Below are 13,168 nucleotides of genomic sequence, written 5' to 3'. Positions count from 1 at the left end.
CGAGATAGTCCTAGCTAGAAGCAATTGCGCCACTCGTCAACCCCCAGCGCGCAAAAGCTGGGTCAGCGGTCAAGAACCGTTGCAATTGCCGTTCGGACATTATCGATATCGGCAAGACCGTCGACCCGCGTCAATTCACCCTTGGCGTGGTAGTATCCGATCAGCGGCGAGGTTTTCTTGTAATACTCCATCAGCCGCGTTCTGATGCTTTCCTCATTATCATCGGACCGGCGCCGGAAGTCCGAAGCGCCGCAGTTACCGCACTTGCCGTCGGCCGGAATTGGCTTGGTGAGATCATTATAGACCGCGCCGCAATTCCCGCAGGTCAAGCGCGCGGTGATGCGACGAACCAAGGCGTCATCATCTACCTCCATCGCGATCACTGCATCCAACGCGCGGCCCTTTTCGGCCAGCAATGCTGCCAACGCATCCGCTTGTGCCAGCGTCCGCGGAAAACCGTCGAAAATGAACCCGCCACTGTTCGCGTCATCGTCGATGCGCTCACGAATCAGCTCGATCACGATTTCGTCGGTGACCAACTCGCCGCGCGCGATGATGCCGGCCACGTGCTCACCTAACTCGGAGCCGCTGTCTTTGGCCGCGCGCAGCATGTCCCCAGTCGACAGTTGAACCATGCCGCGCGTCTCTTCAAGAAAACGCGCTTGCGTGCCCTTGCCGGCGCCGGGCGGTCCTAGCAGGATGATATTCATCGGCGCACGGGGCTGCGGCGTGGACGTTTACGTGACTTCCCGCGCAGTTGCGATTTCTCGATCAGACCTTCGTATTGATGCGCCAGCAAATGGCTTTGCGCCTGCTGAATCGTATCCATCGTCACCGACACCACGATCAGCACCGACGTACCGCCGAAATAGAACGGAATGGCAAACTGACCACGCAGAATCTCCGGCAGCAGCATCACCGCCACCAGATAGGCCGAACCCAAAACCAACACGCGGTTGACCACATATTCCAGATACTCAGCCGTTTTCTTCCCTGGGCGGATTCCCGGAACAAAGCCGTTCTGCTTTTTCAGATTGTCGGCCACATCCTCGGGTTTGAACGAGACATTGAAAGTATAAAAATAAGTGAAGAAGACGATCATCGCCATGAAAAACAGCAGATAGAGCGGCTGACCCGGTCCAAAATAAGCCAACAGCCATGACATCACTGGCCCCGTGGCCGCACCGGTTGAGAATGTCGAGATCGTCACCGGCAGCAGGAGCAGCGACGACGCGAAGATCGCCGGGATCACACCTGCCGGGTTCACCTTGACCGGCAGGTGGCTGGACCCACCGTCATACACCTTCATCCCCACCTGCCTACGGGGGTACTGAATATGAATCTTGCGCAGAGCGCGCTCCATGAACACAACGAACAAGATCACCACGATCACCATCAGAATCACGCCCACGATCACTGCCGGGCTGATTGCGCCGGAACGACCGGATGCCAAGAACTGCGCCAGCGCGGCGGGAATCTCGGCGATGATGCCAACGAAGATGATCAGCGAAATACCGTTACCGATGCCGCGCTGGGTGATCTGCTCGCCCAGCCACATCAGGAACATAGTGCCCCCGACCAGCGTGATCATACAGGCCATGCGGAAATACATGCCCGGATCGGTCGCCAGATCCCCGGCCTCTAGACTGATCGCCAACCCATAGGCCTGCACGGTGGCCAGTGCGACCGTGCCATAGCGGGTGTACTGGTTGATCTTCTTGCGTCCCTGCTCGCCCTCTTTCTTGAGCTGCTCCAAAGCCGGAACCATCGCTGTCAGAAGCTGCACGATGATCGACGCAGAAATATAGGGCATGATCCCAAGGGCGAAGACCCCCATCCGCCCGAGCGCGCCACCGGTGAACATCGACACCATGCCACCGATCCCCTGACCGGCGCCCTCCATGAACTCGCGCAGCGCAGCGCCGTCGATGCCTGGGACCGGAATGAAGGTGCCCAGACGATAGACGACCAACAGGCCAAGGGTGAACAGGATGCGATTGCGCAAGTCGGTCGCTTTGCCAAGGGCTGACCAGCTGGTGTTCGCCGCCATTTGCTCTGCTGCTGATACCATGAGGGGTCTCTTTTATGAAAGCGCCGCCCAGAACCGTTTTCCGGCTCGGGCGGCGTCATGGGAAAACTAGGGCTTATGTAAGCGGCAGAGACGCCGCTCACAACCCGTTATTCTGCTGCGGCCTGTTTTGTGACCGTCAGCGCGCCGCCTGCTTTCTCGACTGCTGCAATGGCAGCCTTCGAGGCACCGGTGACTTCAAGTGTCAGCTTTGCGGTCACATCGCCCTTTGCAAGCACCCGAATGCCGTCGAGCTTGCGCCGCACCAGACCACTGGCAACCAGTGCATCTTCGGTGATCGCGGAATTGGCGTCCAGCTTGCCTGCATCGATGAATTTCTGGATCAACCCCAGGTTAACCACGGCATAGGACTTACCGTTCGGACTGCTGAAGCCGCGCTTGGGCAGGCGCTGGTAGATTGGCATCTGCCCGCCCTCAAACCCCTTGATCGCGACGCCCGAACGGGATTTCTGACCTTTAATCCCGCGCCCACCGGTTTTACCCATGCCAGAGCCGGGACCGTGGCCTACGCGCTTGCGCCGTTTGGCCGCGCCGGGATTGTCGGAAAGTTGGTTGAGTTTCATGTCGCTTCTCCTTTGCCGGATGCGGCCCCCAGCGACGGGAGCGGCCGAACACGGCGTATGTTTCATCTGAATCGTGGCGCTAATTATCCACCGCGGACGTATAGACTGATGGCTCAATGGGATCAAGCGCCCAAGTGACGCTTGCAAAGGTGGGCAGAATTACTTTGCCAACTTCTTCTGCGCCCTCGAGCCGCCACGCTACATGGCAGCGCCAAGTAATTGCGAAATTTAGAACACAGTCAGGCCCCGGCATTGGGCAAGTCTGCAAACAAAACGGCGCCGAAGATCAAGTGATTTCGGCGCCGTTTAACTTATTATGATGCGCTTAGCTGCGCTCTTCGATGATCTCGACCAGATGCGGAATCTTGGCGACCATGCCGCGCACGCTGGGCGTATCTTCCAGCTCGCGCGTCTTGTTCATCTTATTCAACCCCAAGCCGATCAGCGTTTGACGCTGCTTGGCGGGCCGGCGGATCGGCGAGGCGATCTGCTTGACGACGATTGTCTTTGCCATGTGCTTCAAGCCTCCTCGGCGACCTGGTCAGACGCGTGGGTAGAGTCCTCGCGCTTGGGCAGGATGTCGGACACCTTCTTGCCGCGACGTTGCGCGACAGACCGGGGCGATTGCTCTTTCAACAGCCCGTCAATGGTAGCCCGGATCATGTTGTAAGGGTTTTGCGACCCGGTCGATTTGCTGACGACGTCCTTGACGCCCAGCATCTCGAATACCGCACGCATGGGACCACCGGCGATGATACCTGTACCTTCCGGTGCAGTCCGCATCACCACCTTGCCAGCACCGTGACGCCCTTCCATGTCGTGGTGAAGCGTCCGGCCCTCGCGCAGTTGCACGCGGATCATGCCGCGCTTGGCCGCTTCGGTCGCCTTGCGAATCGCTTCGGGAACCTCCTTGGCCTTGCCCTTGCCAAAGCCGACACGGCCCTTTTGATCGCCGACGATCACAAGTGCGGCAAAGCCAAAACGCTTACCACCCTTCACCGTCTTTGAGACCCGGTTGATCGCCACGAGACGATCGGCGAATTCCGGCGTTTCGTCGCGATCGCGACGGCCACCCCGGCGGTTGTCTTCTCTTGCCATATCGTTCTCCTTTAGATCTTGAGGCCGCCTTCACGGGCAGCATCGGCCAGCGCCTTCACTCCTCCGTGAAACAGAAAGCCGCCCCGATCAAAATAGGCCTCTTCAACACCGGCCTTCTTCGCCCGCTCGGCGATAGCGACACCCACTTTGGTGGCCGCCTCGACGTTGTTCTTACCGACCACGCCAAGATCCTTTTCCAGCGACGATGCTGATGCCAAGGTGACGCCGTTCACGTCATCGATCAGCTGGACGCTGATGTTCTTGTTCGAGCGGTGCACACTCAGGCGCGGGCGCCCGGAGTTTACCTTGCGAAGCTTGTTCCGAACGCGCAGACGGCGCTTCAGAAACAGGGTTCTTTTGCTATTTGCCATTGTCTTGCGTCCTTACTTCTTCTTGCCTTCCTTACGGAAGATGAACTCATCCTTATAACGAATGCCCTTGCCCTTATAGGGCTCAGGCTCGCGCCAAGCGCGAATGTTCGCCGCGACCTGTCCGACATGCTGTTCGTTGATGCCTTCCACGACAAGCTCGGTCTGCTTTGGTGCAGCCACGGTAACATCATCGGGCGCGATGAAGTCAACGTCATGCGACATGCCAAGGCTCAGCTTCAGCGTATTGCCTTGCATTTGAGCACGATAACCAACGCCCTGGATTTCCAGCTCGCGCTTGAAACCGGCGGTGACGCCGGTCACCAAGTTGGCGATCATCGTGCGGCTCATGCCCCACTGCTGACGTGCGCGCTTTGACTTCCCGCGCGGCGTTACGGTGATGACATTGTCCTCAACCGCGATCGTAACGTCATCTGTTGCGCTGAAGGAGCGGGTGCCCTTGGGGCCCTTCACCTCGACGGTCTGGCCTGACACCGATGCCGAAACACCGCTGGGCAGCTCGACCGGTTTTTTTCCAATACGAGACATCAGACCCTCCTTAGAATACGGTGCAAAGCACTTCGCCGCCAACGTTTTGGCTGCGTGCACTTGCATCCGACATCACCCCTTTCGAGGTCGAGACAATCGACACACCCAGTCCCTGACGAACACTGGGAACATCCTTGACGCCCATGTAAACGCGGCGACCGGGCTTGCTGACCCGCTTCAATTCGCGAATGACAGGCGCGCCATCGTAATATTTCAGACTGATTTCCAGCGCCGGATGGCCGTCGGGCCCTGTGACGCTTTCATAACCCCGGATATAGCCCTCGTCGGCCAGTACATCCAGAACCCAACCGCGCAGTTTTGACGCCGGTGTGATCACCGTCGACTTCCCACGCATGTGAGCGTTGCGGATACGGGTGAGCATGTCTGCGATAGGATCGTTCATGACTTTCTCTCCCTTACCAGCTCGATTTAACCAGACCGGGGATCTGCCCGGCCGAACCCAGATCGCGCAGCGCGATCCGCGAAACTTTCAGCTTACGATAATAAGCGTGTGGACGCCCCGTCAGCTGGCAGCGATTGTGCAACCGCACTGGGGAGCTGTTGCGCGGCAGCTTCGCCAGATCAAGGCGCGCCTTGAACCGCTCTTCCATCGGCTTGCTCTCGTCGTTCGCGATTTCTTTTAGCGCGGCGCGCTTGGCGGCGTATTTCTTGACCAGTGCCTCGCGCTTTTTCTGGCGCTCGATCATTGATTTCTTAGCCATATCTAATCCTTCCCGCGCTTATGAATTGAAGGGCATGTTGAAATGCTTCAACAGCGCCTTGGCTTCAGCGTCGGTCTCCGCCGTGGTGGCGATGACGATGTCCATCCCCCAGGTCTCATCGACCTTGTCGAAATCGATCTCGGGAAACACGATGTGCTCCTTCAGACCCATGGCGTAGTTGCCACGGCCATCGAACGACTTACCCGGCACGCCGCGAAAGTCACGGACACGAGGCAGGGCAATGGTAATCAAACGATCCAGGAACTCGTACATGCGGTCGCCGCGCAGGGTCACCTTGGCGCCCAGTGGCATTTCCTCACGTACGCGGAAACCGGCGATGGACTTCTTCGCCTTGGTGACGACAGCATGCTGACCGGCGATCACGCTCAAATCGTCCTGCGCCGATTTGGCCTTTTTGCTGTCACGCACAGCCTCGGCACCACAGCCGATGTTCAGGACAATCTTGTCCAGCCGCGGAATTTGCATGTCGTTCTTGTAACCGAACTCTTCCTTCAGCGCCGGTGCAATGCGCGTGCGGAAGTCGGTCTTCAGACGTGGGGTGTAGGTAGCAGTGTCAAGCATCGATCACGTCCCCCGTGGTTTTTGCAACGCGCACTTTCTTGTCGCCGTCGATCTTGAAGCCCACACGGGTGGGTTTTCCATTGGCATCAAGCAGCGCAAGATTGCTCAGCTGGATCGGCATCGCCTTGGGGATGCGTCCACCTTGGCTGGTCTGGCTTTGGCGGGTTGCGCGAATGGCCATATTGATGCCATCGACAATAGCCTTGCCGGACGAGGGATTGACAGAAGTAATCGTGCCTTCCTTACCCTTGTCCTTGCCGGCCAGCACGACGACCTTGTCGCCTTTGCGGAGTTTCGCAGCCATGGTTACAGCACCTCCGGAGCAAGCGAGATGATTTTCATGAAGTTCTTTGCGCGCAACTCACGCACCACCGGCCCGAAGATACGGGTGCCGATCGGCTCGTTATTGTTGTTGAGGATCACGGCGGCGTTGCGATCAAAGCGGATCGCAGAGCCGTCTTCACGGCGAACTTCCTTTGCGACGCGTACGACGACCGCCTTGCGCACGTCGCCTTTTTTCACGCGTCCGCGTGGGATGGCTTCCTTGACCGAGACGACGATGATGTCGCCCACGGATGCGTATCTACGCTTGGAACCACCCAGAACCTTGATGCACTGAACGCGGCGGGCGCCGCTATTATCAGCAACATCCAGATTGGTCTGCATCTGGATCATGTGGTTTCTCCCGACCTTTGGGGACTTATTTTACGCCCCAGGGTTTCGTTTAAACCGGAAAGTGCTTCGGCTTACGCCTCCAGCACCTCCCAGCGTTTCGTTTTTGATTTCGGCGCGCACTCAATGATGCGGACGATATCGCCAATCTTGTACTTGTCGGCCTCATCGTGAGCGCGGTACTTCTTGGATTTCCGGATGGTCTTTTCCATCAGTGGGTGCTTAAAGCGGCGCTCAACCAGAACAGTTACAGTTTGCTTGTTCTTGTCCGATGTCACGGTGCCTTGAAGAATACGTTTGGGCATCTGTCAGACTCCGTTATTCTGCTGCCGCTTGCGCGGCTTTCTGGTTCAGCACGGTTTTGACCCGTGCGGCGTTGCGACGCGCAACGCGGATTCTCGCCGGATTTTCCAACTGGCCGGTGGCCTGTTGAAATCGCAGGTTGAAGCCTTCTTTCTTCAGCTTCGCCAGCTCTTCATGAAGCTGGTCCGGCGTCTTGTCGTGCAATTCTTTGGCGTTCATCGCCGGTTCCTTTCAACATCACGGGAGAGCCGCGCAAGACGTCACCCTGATTCCCGTGGATTGGGTTAGAAGTCCGCCCTATATGGGCACCGCCGCGCGATGGCAAGCGTATTGTTGCGCACACGCCCGCGAGTCCCTCGCCCGTCACCCGCTTATAAGGTAGTTCGGCCCAACCGGTGAAATTACATACACGGAATTTCGATTGATGAAAAGAACACTTGCCTGCTTTCTTTTCGCAGCACAGGCGCTCGCAACGCAAGCTTCTGCTGATTTTTGCGACTATCGGCTGAGCGCGCTGCTCAGCGGCAAGAACGCTGCCAGTCTTGGCACCGCAACATCCGATCTGGCAACCAAGGCTTATGGCTATTACACGCTCACCAATGCGGTGACCGGAACAACGATGCTGGGTTCCTCGGCTGCCGTAGGTTCTACGGCCGGAACTCTCGCGTTCTTGACGGGCGCTGGATTAGCCACGGTTGGGGCGGCTCTGACAAATCCGATCGGCATCGTCATCGGCGCGGTTGTTGCTGTCGGAGCTGGCGGCGCCGAAGGCTACTGCCATTTTCGCGATGATCGAATTACGGATTACAATGCGGTCCTGCTGACGATGCGAGCATTGGCCGAAAACGCCGATCCTTCGTTCTTTCGCCTCGAAGAACCTACCGATTCCACTCGGACAACCGCCGCGATTTTTGTTCGACGTGAAGACGGTGTCTCGGACCGCTACACGGTCGATGATCTCTATATCGTCAATGGTCTATTGAAACACCGTAAATTCGGTCGCGATACCGTCATCGGCAATCTCGGCTTGGCGATCGTGGAGAGTACGGCCGAATGATCGGCCAAAAAAAGCAACGCTCCCACCGACAATGTCGATGGGAGCGCTGGATCTCGTGGGACGGGGTGACCCCCTTCCGCTTTGGCTTACCAATCTTCGCGAATTACGACCCGCGTTTTGATCGGTAGTTTCATCGCCGCCAGTCGAAGCGCTTCACGGGCGGTGTCTTCATCCACGCCGTCAATTTCGAACATGATGCGACCGGGCTTGATCCGGCAGGCCCAGAAGTCGACCGACCCCTTCCCCTTGCCCATCCGAACTTCGGTCGGTTTCGAGGTCACTGGAACATCCGGGAAGATCCGGATCCACACGCGGCCTTGGCGTTTCATGTGACGGGTCATCGCGCGGCGGGCCGCCTCGATCTGCCGTGCTGTCACCCGCTCGGGCTGGAGCGCCTTCAGCCCATAGGTGCCAAAGTTCAGATCGCTGCCGCCCTTAGCCAGGCCGTGAATACGGCCTTTGTGCTGTTTGCGGAATTTCGTACGTTTTGGTTGAAGCATCGTTCTGTCTCCTTACCGACGGCCGCCACCGGCACCGCGGGGTGCAGGGCCATCCTGGAGTTCCTGTGCTTTCCGATCGCGCGCCGAGGGATCGTGTTCCATGATCTCGCCTTTGAAGATCCAGGTCTTGATCCCGATGATGCCATAGGCCGTATGGGCCTCGACATGCGCGTAATCGATATCGGCACGCAATGTGTGCAGCGGCACCCGACCCTCACGATACCATTCGGTCCGCGCGATCTCAGCACCGCCAAGACGGCCAGCCAGATTAACCCGGATCCCCAGCGCGCCCATACGCATGGCGTTCTGAACCGCCCGCTTCATGGCACGGCGGAAGGAAACCCGACGCTCCAGCTGCTGGGCAATCGACTCGCCCACCAGGGCAGCGTCCAGTTCCGGCTTGCGCACCTCAACAATGTTCAGGTGCAGCTCGCTGTCGGTCATATTGGCAATTTTCTTGCGCAGCGTTTCGATATCTGCGCCCTTCTTGCCGATGATGACGCCGGGGCGCGCGGTGTGGATCGTTACGCGGCACTTTTTGTGCGGACGCTCGATGACCACGCGGCTGACGCCGGCCTGTTTGCACTCGTGATTGATGAAATCACGAATCTTCAGGTCTTCCAGCAGCAGATCGCCATAGTCTTTGGTGTCGGCATACCAGCGGCTATCCCAGGTGCGGTTCACCTGAAGACGCATACCGATTGGATTGACTTTGTTACCCATCAGATTTGCTCCTCAACTTGGCGAACCTTGATTGTCAGTTCCGAGAACGGCTTGACGATCTTCCCGAACCGTCCCCGCGCCCGCGGGCGACCACGCTTCAGCGTCAGATTCTTGCCGACATAGGCTTCGGCAACGATCAGTTCGTCAACGTCCAGATTGTGATTGTTCTCGGCGTTGGCAATCGCGGACTGCAGGCACTTGCGCACATCCTCGGCAACCCGCTTGTTCGAAAACATCAGATCAGTCAGGGCGCGCTCGACGCGCTTGCCACGGATCATCGCGGCGACCAGGTTCAGTTTTTGCGGGCTGGTCCGAAGCATGCGCAGTTTCGCCATTGCTTCGTTATCAGCCACGCGGCGGGGATTCTTATCCTTGCTCATGGCTTAATTCCGCTTCGCTTTTCTGTCGGCCGCGTGGCCAAAATAGGTCCGGGTCGGCGAATACTCACCGAACTTCTGACCGATCATGTCTTCGCTGACGTTGACGGGGACATGCTTTTTGCCGTTGTAGACACCAAATGTCAGACCAACGAATTGCGGCAGGATCGTCGAACGGCGCGACCAGATTTTGATGACTTCGTTACGGCCGCTTTCGCGCGCCGCCTCGGCCTTTTTCAACACATAAGCGTCGACAAAAGGGCCTTTCCAAACAGAGCGAGACATCTATCAGCGTCCCTTCTTCTTGGCGTACCGCGCGCGAATAATCAGCTTGCTGGACGCTTTGTTTTTGTTACGGGTGCGGGCACCTTTGGTCTGCTTACCCCATGGCGTGACCGGATGACGACCACCCGAGGTCCGCCCTTCACCACCACCATGCGGGTGGTCGATCGGGTTCATGGCAACACCGCGCACCGACGGGCGAACACCCTTGTGGCGCATGCGACCCGCCTTACCCTGATCTTGGTTGCTGTTGTCAGGGTTCGACACGGCACCGACGGTGGCCATGCATTCCTGACGGACCAAGCGCAGCTCGCCGCTGCTCAGACGGATCTGTGCGTAACCACCGTCACGACCAACGAATTGGGCGTAAGTGCCAGCGGCACGTGCGATCTGTCCACCTTTGCCGGGCTTCATCTCGATGTTGTGTACGATCGTACCGATCGGCATTCCCGAAAACTGCATCGCGTTGCCAGGTTTGATATCGGCCTTGGCGCTGGCGATGACCTTGTCACCGATGGCCAGGCGCTGCGGCGCTAGGATATAAGCCTGCTCACCGTCATCATACTTGATCAGCGCAATAAAGGCTGTCCGGTTCGGGTCATATTCGATGCGCTCGACCGTGGCCGGCACATCCAGTTTGTTCCGCTTGAAATCGACGATCCGATACAGGCGTTTGGTGCCGCCGCCAATGCGGCGCATCGTGATCCGTCCGGTGTTGTTGCGTCCGCCGTGCCGGGTCAGCCCTTCGGTGAGGGTCTTGACCGGACGGCCTTTCCACAGCTCCGAACGGTCGATCAGAACCAGCCCACGCTGGCCCGGCGTCGTCGGTTTATACGACTTGAGTGCCATGCTTTCTGTCTTCCGTTTAGCAAATGCGAGGGTATTCTCCCCGCAGAGTGTAGGGCGGGGCTTATCCCGCCGCGCTTAAAGGGCCCCGAAGGTCCCAAGTTGACACCCACGGCCCCGAATCGAATCCGGAGCCGTGGCAAGATGCCCGTGCCTATTAAAGGCCGGTTGTGACGTCAATGGTGTTTCCCTCTTCCAGGGTCACATAAGCCTTCTTGACGTTGTTCCGCCGTCCAAGCTGGCCGCGAAAACGCTTGGCCTTGCCCTTGGTAATCGACGTATTGACCGCCTTGACCTTGACACCGAACAACGCCTCGACCGCTTCTTTGATCATCGGCTTGTTGCTGTCGATCGCCACTTCAAACACCACCGTGTTGGCCTCGCTTGCCATGGTGGCCTTTTCGGTGATGACCGGCTTGCGGATCACGTCGTAATGTTCTGCCTTCGCGCTCATTTCAGCCGAGCCTCCAGTGCTTCTACACCCGCCTTCGTGAGCACCAGCGTGTCACGCTTGAGGATGTCATAGACGTTTGCACCCACTGAGGGCAGGATATCCAGACCCTCGATATTGCGGGCGGCCTTGGCGAACCCTTCATTGACGGTGGTTCCGTCAATGATCAGCGCCCGCTTCCAGCCAAGATTCTTGACCTGCTTGGCCAAGGCTGCGGTTTTGCCTTCGGCATCTGCCGAATCGATCACCACCAGCTCGCCGGCTTTCGCCTTGGCGCTCAGCGCATGGCGCAGGCCCAGCTTGCGGAACTTCTTGGTCAGCTCATGACCGTGGCTGCGTGGCGTCGGTCCGCCATAGATGCCGCCGCCCCGGAAGATCGGAGCCGAACGCGCGCCGTGGCGGGCGCCGCCGGTGCCTTTCTGGCGATAGATCTTCTTGGTCGAATATTTGACCTCGGACCGAGTTTTGACCTTATGCGTACCCTGCTGCGCATTGTTGCGCTGCCAGCGGACGACACGGTGCAGGATATCGGCGCGCGGCTCAAGGCCGAACAGGTCGGCGTTCAACTCAATATCGCCGGCCTTACTGCCGTCCAGATTGATGACGTCGAGTTTCATTCTTCGCCTTCCTTCTTCTCAGGCTCATTCTCACCTTCAGCGGCGATATCGGCCTCAGCCTCTTGCAATTGTTCCGCTTCCAGTGCGGCCTGCTCCTCAGCCAGCCGCTGTGCTTCGGCTTCGGCTTCGGCGGCAGCGGCGGCAGCGGCTTCTTCAGCGGCTTTCGCGGCTTCTTCAGCAGCGGATTTCAGGGCCGCAGGCAGAATGGCGTTTTCGGGGAACGGCTTTTTCACCGCATCCTTGACTGTCACCCAGCCGCCTTTCGATCCCGGTACCGCGCCTTTGACCATAATCAGTCCGCGCTCGGAATCCGTCCGCACAACCTCAAGGTTCTGCGTGGTCACCCGCACAGCACCCATTTGGCCGGCCATCTTCTTGCCCTTGAACACCTTTCCAGGGTCCTGACACTGTCCGGTGGACCCATGCGAACGGTGCGCGACCGACACCCCGTGGCTGGCGTGAAGCCCACCAAAATTGTGCCGCTTCATGACACCGGCAAAGCCCTTACCAATCGAGGTGCCCGCAACATCGACATATTGTCCGGCGAAATAGTGATCAGCGGTGATTTCCTCACCAACACCAATCATATTCTCCGGGTCAACGCGAAATTCCGCGACTTTCCGCTTGGGCTCGACCTTGGCGACAGCGAAATGCCCCCGCATGGCCTTGCTTGTCCGCTTGACGCGGGCGGTTCCAGCACCCAGCTGAACGGCGGTATAGCCGTCTTTCTCAGCGGTGCGCTGCGCGACAACCTGCAATCCATCGAGTTGAAGAACGGTAACAGGGATCTGCTTGCCGTCTTCCATGAACAGCCGTGTCATGCCGACTTTCTTTGCGATAATACCAGAGCGCAACATCTTGCCTGCCCTCCCCGCTTATGATTGCAGCTTGATCTCGACGTCCACACCAGCGGCGAGGTCGAGCTTCATCAGCGCGTCCACGGTCTGGGGGGTCGGATCAACGATATCCAGCAAGCGCTTATGCGTGCGGATCTCAAACTGGTCACGGGATTTCTTGTCAACGTGGGGACCACGCAGAACGGTGAATTTCTCGATCTTGTTCGGCAGCGGGATCGGGCCGCGAACGCTGGCACCGGTTCGCTTTGCAGTGCTGACGATTTCCTGCGTGCTGGTGTCCAGCACCCGGTAATCGAACGCCTTGAGGCGGATACGGATGTTTTGGCTTTGCATGTCTTCAGCCTTTCAGGGGCTTGGAGTTGATAGGAGGAGCAGCGAACCGCTCGCTGCTCCTCGTCGAACCCGGCGGGCGCGAAGCCGCGCCCGTTTCGGTTACGCGATGATTTTGGACACGACACCCGCACCGACGGTGCGACCGCCTTCACGGATGGCGAAACGCAGGCCCTGCTCCA

At 58.5% G+C, this 13,168-nt stretch carries 25 protein-coding genes; 1 reads left to right on the top strand and 24 read right to left on the bottom strand.

The annotated features are described in order from the left end of the window. Nucleotides 1–62: 62 nt before the first annotated feature. The 14 genes from JAO82_RS10400 to rpmC form a co-directional block, all read right to left on the bottom strand. Entirely contained in the window at nt 63–710 is a 648-nt protein-coding gene (locus JAO82_RS10400; protein ID WP_198686322.1) for an adenylate kinase, read from the bottom strand. Further along, a complete protein-coding gene (gene secY / locus JAO82_RS10395) occupies nt 707–2,071 on the bottom strand; it encodes a preprotein translocase subunit SecY (protein WP_198686321.1) in 1,365 nt (454 codons plus the stop codon). Before secY ends, JAO82_RS10400 begins: the two co-directional genes overlap by 4 nt. A gap of 107 nt (nt 2,072–2,178) precedes the next feature. After that, nucleotides 2,179–2,652, bottom strand: coding sequence for a 50S ribosomal protein L15 (gene rplO, locus JAO82_RS10390; RefSeq protein WP_198686320.1), 474 nt, complete (start codon nt 2,650–2,652; stop codon nt 2,179–2,181). Between the two features lie 325 nt (nt 2,653–2,977). Continuing rightward, entirely contained in the window at nt 2,978–3,166 is a 189-nt protein-coding gene (rpmD, locus tag JAO82_RS10385) for a 50S ribosomal protein L30 (protein ID WP_198686319.1), read from the bottom strand. 5 nt (nt 3,167–3,171) lie between these two features. Then, nucleotides 3,172–3,750: a 30S ribosomal protein S5 gene (gene rpsE, locus JAO82_RS10380; RefSeq protein WP_198686318.1), complete on the bottom strand. Its 579-nt coding sequence runs from the start codon at nt 3,748–3,750 to the stop codon at nt 3,172–3,174. Between the two features lie 11 nt (nt 3,751–3,761). Continuing rightward, nucleotides 3,762–4,121: a 50S ribosomal protein L18 gene (gene rplR, locus JAO82_RS10375; RefSeq protein WP_198686317.1), complete on the bottom strand. Its 360-nt coding sequence runs from the start codon at nt 4,119–4,121 to the stop codon at nt 3,762–3,764. Nucleotides 4,122–4,133: 12 nt separating this feature from the next. Then, nucleotides 4,134–4,667, bottom strand: a complete 534-nt coding sequence (gene rplF, locus JAO82_RS10370) for a 50S ribosomal protein L6 (protein WP_198686410.1) — start codon at nt 4,665–4,667, stop codon at nt 4,134–4,136. 10 nt (nt 4,668–4,677) lie between these two features. Continuing rightward, on the bottom strand, nt 4,678–5,070 hold the full coding sequence (rpsH, locus tag JAO82_RS10365; protein WP_198686316.1) for a 30S ribosomal protein S8: 393 nt from the start codon (nt 5,068–5,070) through the stop codon (nt 4,678–4,680). 13 nt (nt 5,071–5,083) lie between these two features. Continuing rightward, a complete protein-coding gene (gene rpsN / locus JAO82_RS10360) occupies nt 5,084–5,389 on the bottom strand; it encodes a 30S ribosomal protein S14 (protein WP_198686315.1) in 306 nt (101 codons plus the stop codon). An 18-nt stretch (nt 5,390–5,407) separates the two neighbouring features. Next, nucleotides 5,408–5,971 carry a 50S ribosomal protein L5 gene (rplE, locus tag JAO82_RS10355; RefSeq protein WP_198686314.1) on the bottom strand — a complete coding sequence of 188 codons (564 nt, stop codon included), beginning with the start codon at nt 5,969–5,971 and terminating at the stop codon, nt 5,408–5,410. Further along, nucleotides 5,964–6,275, bottom strand: a complete 312-nt coding sequence (gene rplX, locus JAO82_RS10350; RefSeq protein WP_198686313.1) for a 50S ribosomal protein L24 — start codon at nt 6,273–6,275, stop codon at nt 5,964–5,966. Before rplX ends, rplE begins: the two co-directional genes overlap by 8 nt. 2 nt (nt 6,276–6,277) lie before the next feature. After that, nucleotides 6,278–6,646 (bottom strand): 50S ribosomal protein L14, encoded by a 369-nt coding sequence (rplN, locus tag JAO82_RS10345; protein ID WP_198686312.1) that lies wholly within the window; start codon nt 6,644–6,646, stop codon nt 6,278–6,280. Between the two features lie 71 nt (nt 6,647–6,717). Beyond that, complete coding sequence (gene rpsQ, locus JAO82_RS10340) at nt 6,718–6,948, bottom strand: 30S ribosomal protein S17 (RefSeq protein WP_198686311.1); 231 nt, start codon at nt 6,946–6,948, stop codon at nt 6,718–6,720. Nucleotides 6,949–6,961: 13 nt separating this feature from the next. Beyond that, nucleotides 6,962–7,165: a 50S ribosomal protein L29 gene (gene rpmC, locus JAO82_RS10335; protein WP_198686310.1), complete on the bottom strand. Its 204-nt coding sequence runs from the start codon at nt 7,163–7,165 to the stop codon at nt 6,962–6,964. Nucleotides 7,166–7,370: 205 nt separating this feature from the next. Between rpmC and JAO82_RS10330 the strand changes: the two genes are divergently transcribed. Beyond that, nucleotides 7,371–8,003 carry a hypothetical protein gene (locus JAO82_RS10330; protein ID WP_198686309.1) on the top strand — a complete coding sequence of 211 codons (633 nt, stop codon included), beginning with the start codon at nt 7,371–7,373 and terminating at the stop codon, nt 8,001–8,003. Between the two features lie 86 nt (nt 8,004–8,089). Here JAO82_RS10330 and rplP read toward each other — a convergent pair whose 3' ends face one another. The 10 genes from rplP to JAO82_RS10280 form a co-directional block, all read right to left on the bottom strand. Next, the gene (gene rplP, locus JAO82_RS10325; protein WP_198686308.1) at nt 8,090–8,503 is read right to left on the bottom strand and encodes a 50S ribosomal protein L16; all 414 of its coding nucleotides are present in this window, start codon (nt 8,501–8,503) and stop codon (nt 8,090–8,092) included. Between the two features lie 12 nt (nt 8,504–8,515). Further along, entirely contained in the window at nt 8,516–9,226 is a 711-nt protein-coding gene (gene rpsC, locus JAO82_RS10320; RefSeq protein WP_198686307.1) for a 30S ribosomal protein S3, read from the bottom strand. Continuing rightward, on the bottom strand, nt 9,226–9,606 hold the full coding sequence (gene rplV, locus JAO82_RS10315; RefSeq protein ID WP_198686306.1) for a 50S ribosomal protein L22: 381 nt from the start codon (nt 9,604–9,606) through the stop codon (nt 9,226–9,228). The genes rpsC and rplV overlap by 1 nt, the downstream gene beginning before the upstream one ends. 3 nt (nt 9,607–9,609) lie before the next feature. Next, on the bottom strand, nt 9,610–9,888 hold the full coding sequence (gene rpsS / locus JAO82_RS10310; protein WP_198686305.1) for a 30S ribosomal protein S19: 279 nt from the start codon (nt 9,886–9,888) through the stop codon (nt 9,610–9,612). Nucleotides 9,889–9,891: 3 nt separating this feature from the next. Continuing rightward, nucleotides 9,892–10,734 (bottom strand): 50S ribosomal protein L2, encoded by an 843-nt coding sequence (gene rplB / locus JAO82_RS10305; RefSeq protein ID WP_198686304.1) that lies wholly within the window; start codon nt 10,732–10,734, stop codon nt 9,892–9,894. Between the two features lie 154 nt (nt 10,735–10,888). Then, on the bottom strand, nt 10,889–11,185 hold the full coding sequence (locus tag JAO82_RS10300) for a 50S ribosomal protein L23 (RefSeq protein ID WP_198686303.1): 297 nt from the start codon (nt 11,183–11,185) through the stop codon (nt 10,889–10,891). Beyond that, on the bottom strand, nt 11,182–11,799 hold the full coding sequence (rplD, locus tag JAO82_RS10295) for a 50S ribosomal protein L4 (protein WP_198686302.1): 618 nt from the start codon (nt 11,797–11,799) through the stop codon (nt 11,182–11,184). The genes JAO82_RS10300 and rplD overlap by 4 nt, the downstream gene beginning before the upstream one ends. Next, nucleotides 11,796–12,656: a 50S ribosomal protein L3 gene (rplC, locus tag JAO82_RS10290; RefSeq protein WP_198686301.1), complete on the bottom strand. Its 861-nt coding sequence runs from the start codon at nt 12,654–12,656 to the stop codon at nt 11,796–11,798. Before rplC ends, rplD begins: the two co-directional genes overlap by 4 nt. A gap of 18 nt (nt 12,657–12,674) precedes the next feature. Then, nucleotides 12,675–12,989, bottom strand: a complete 315-nt coding sequence (gene rpsJ, locus JAO82_RS10285) for a 30S ribosomal protein S10 (RefSeq protein WP_198686300.1) — start codon at nt 12,987–12,989, stop codon at nt 12,675–12,677. Between the two features lie 99 nt (nt 12,990–13,088). After that, nucleotides 13,089–13,168: EF-Tu C-terminal domain-related protein (locus tag JAO82_RS10280; RefSeq protein WP_198686409.1), on the bottom strand; the 80-nt coding region annotated here is incomplete at its 5' end.

The organism is Pontibaca salina, from assembly GCF_016307205.1.
GTDB lineage: Bacteria > Pseudomonadota > Alphaproteobacteria > Rhodobacterales > Rhodobacteraceae > Pontibaca > Pontibaca salina.
Note: the sequence above shows the minus strand (reverse complement) of the source record. Positions and strands in the feature narration are given on the sequence as shown.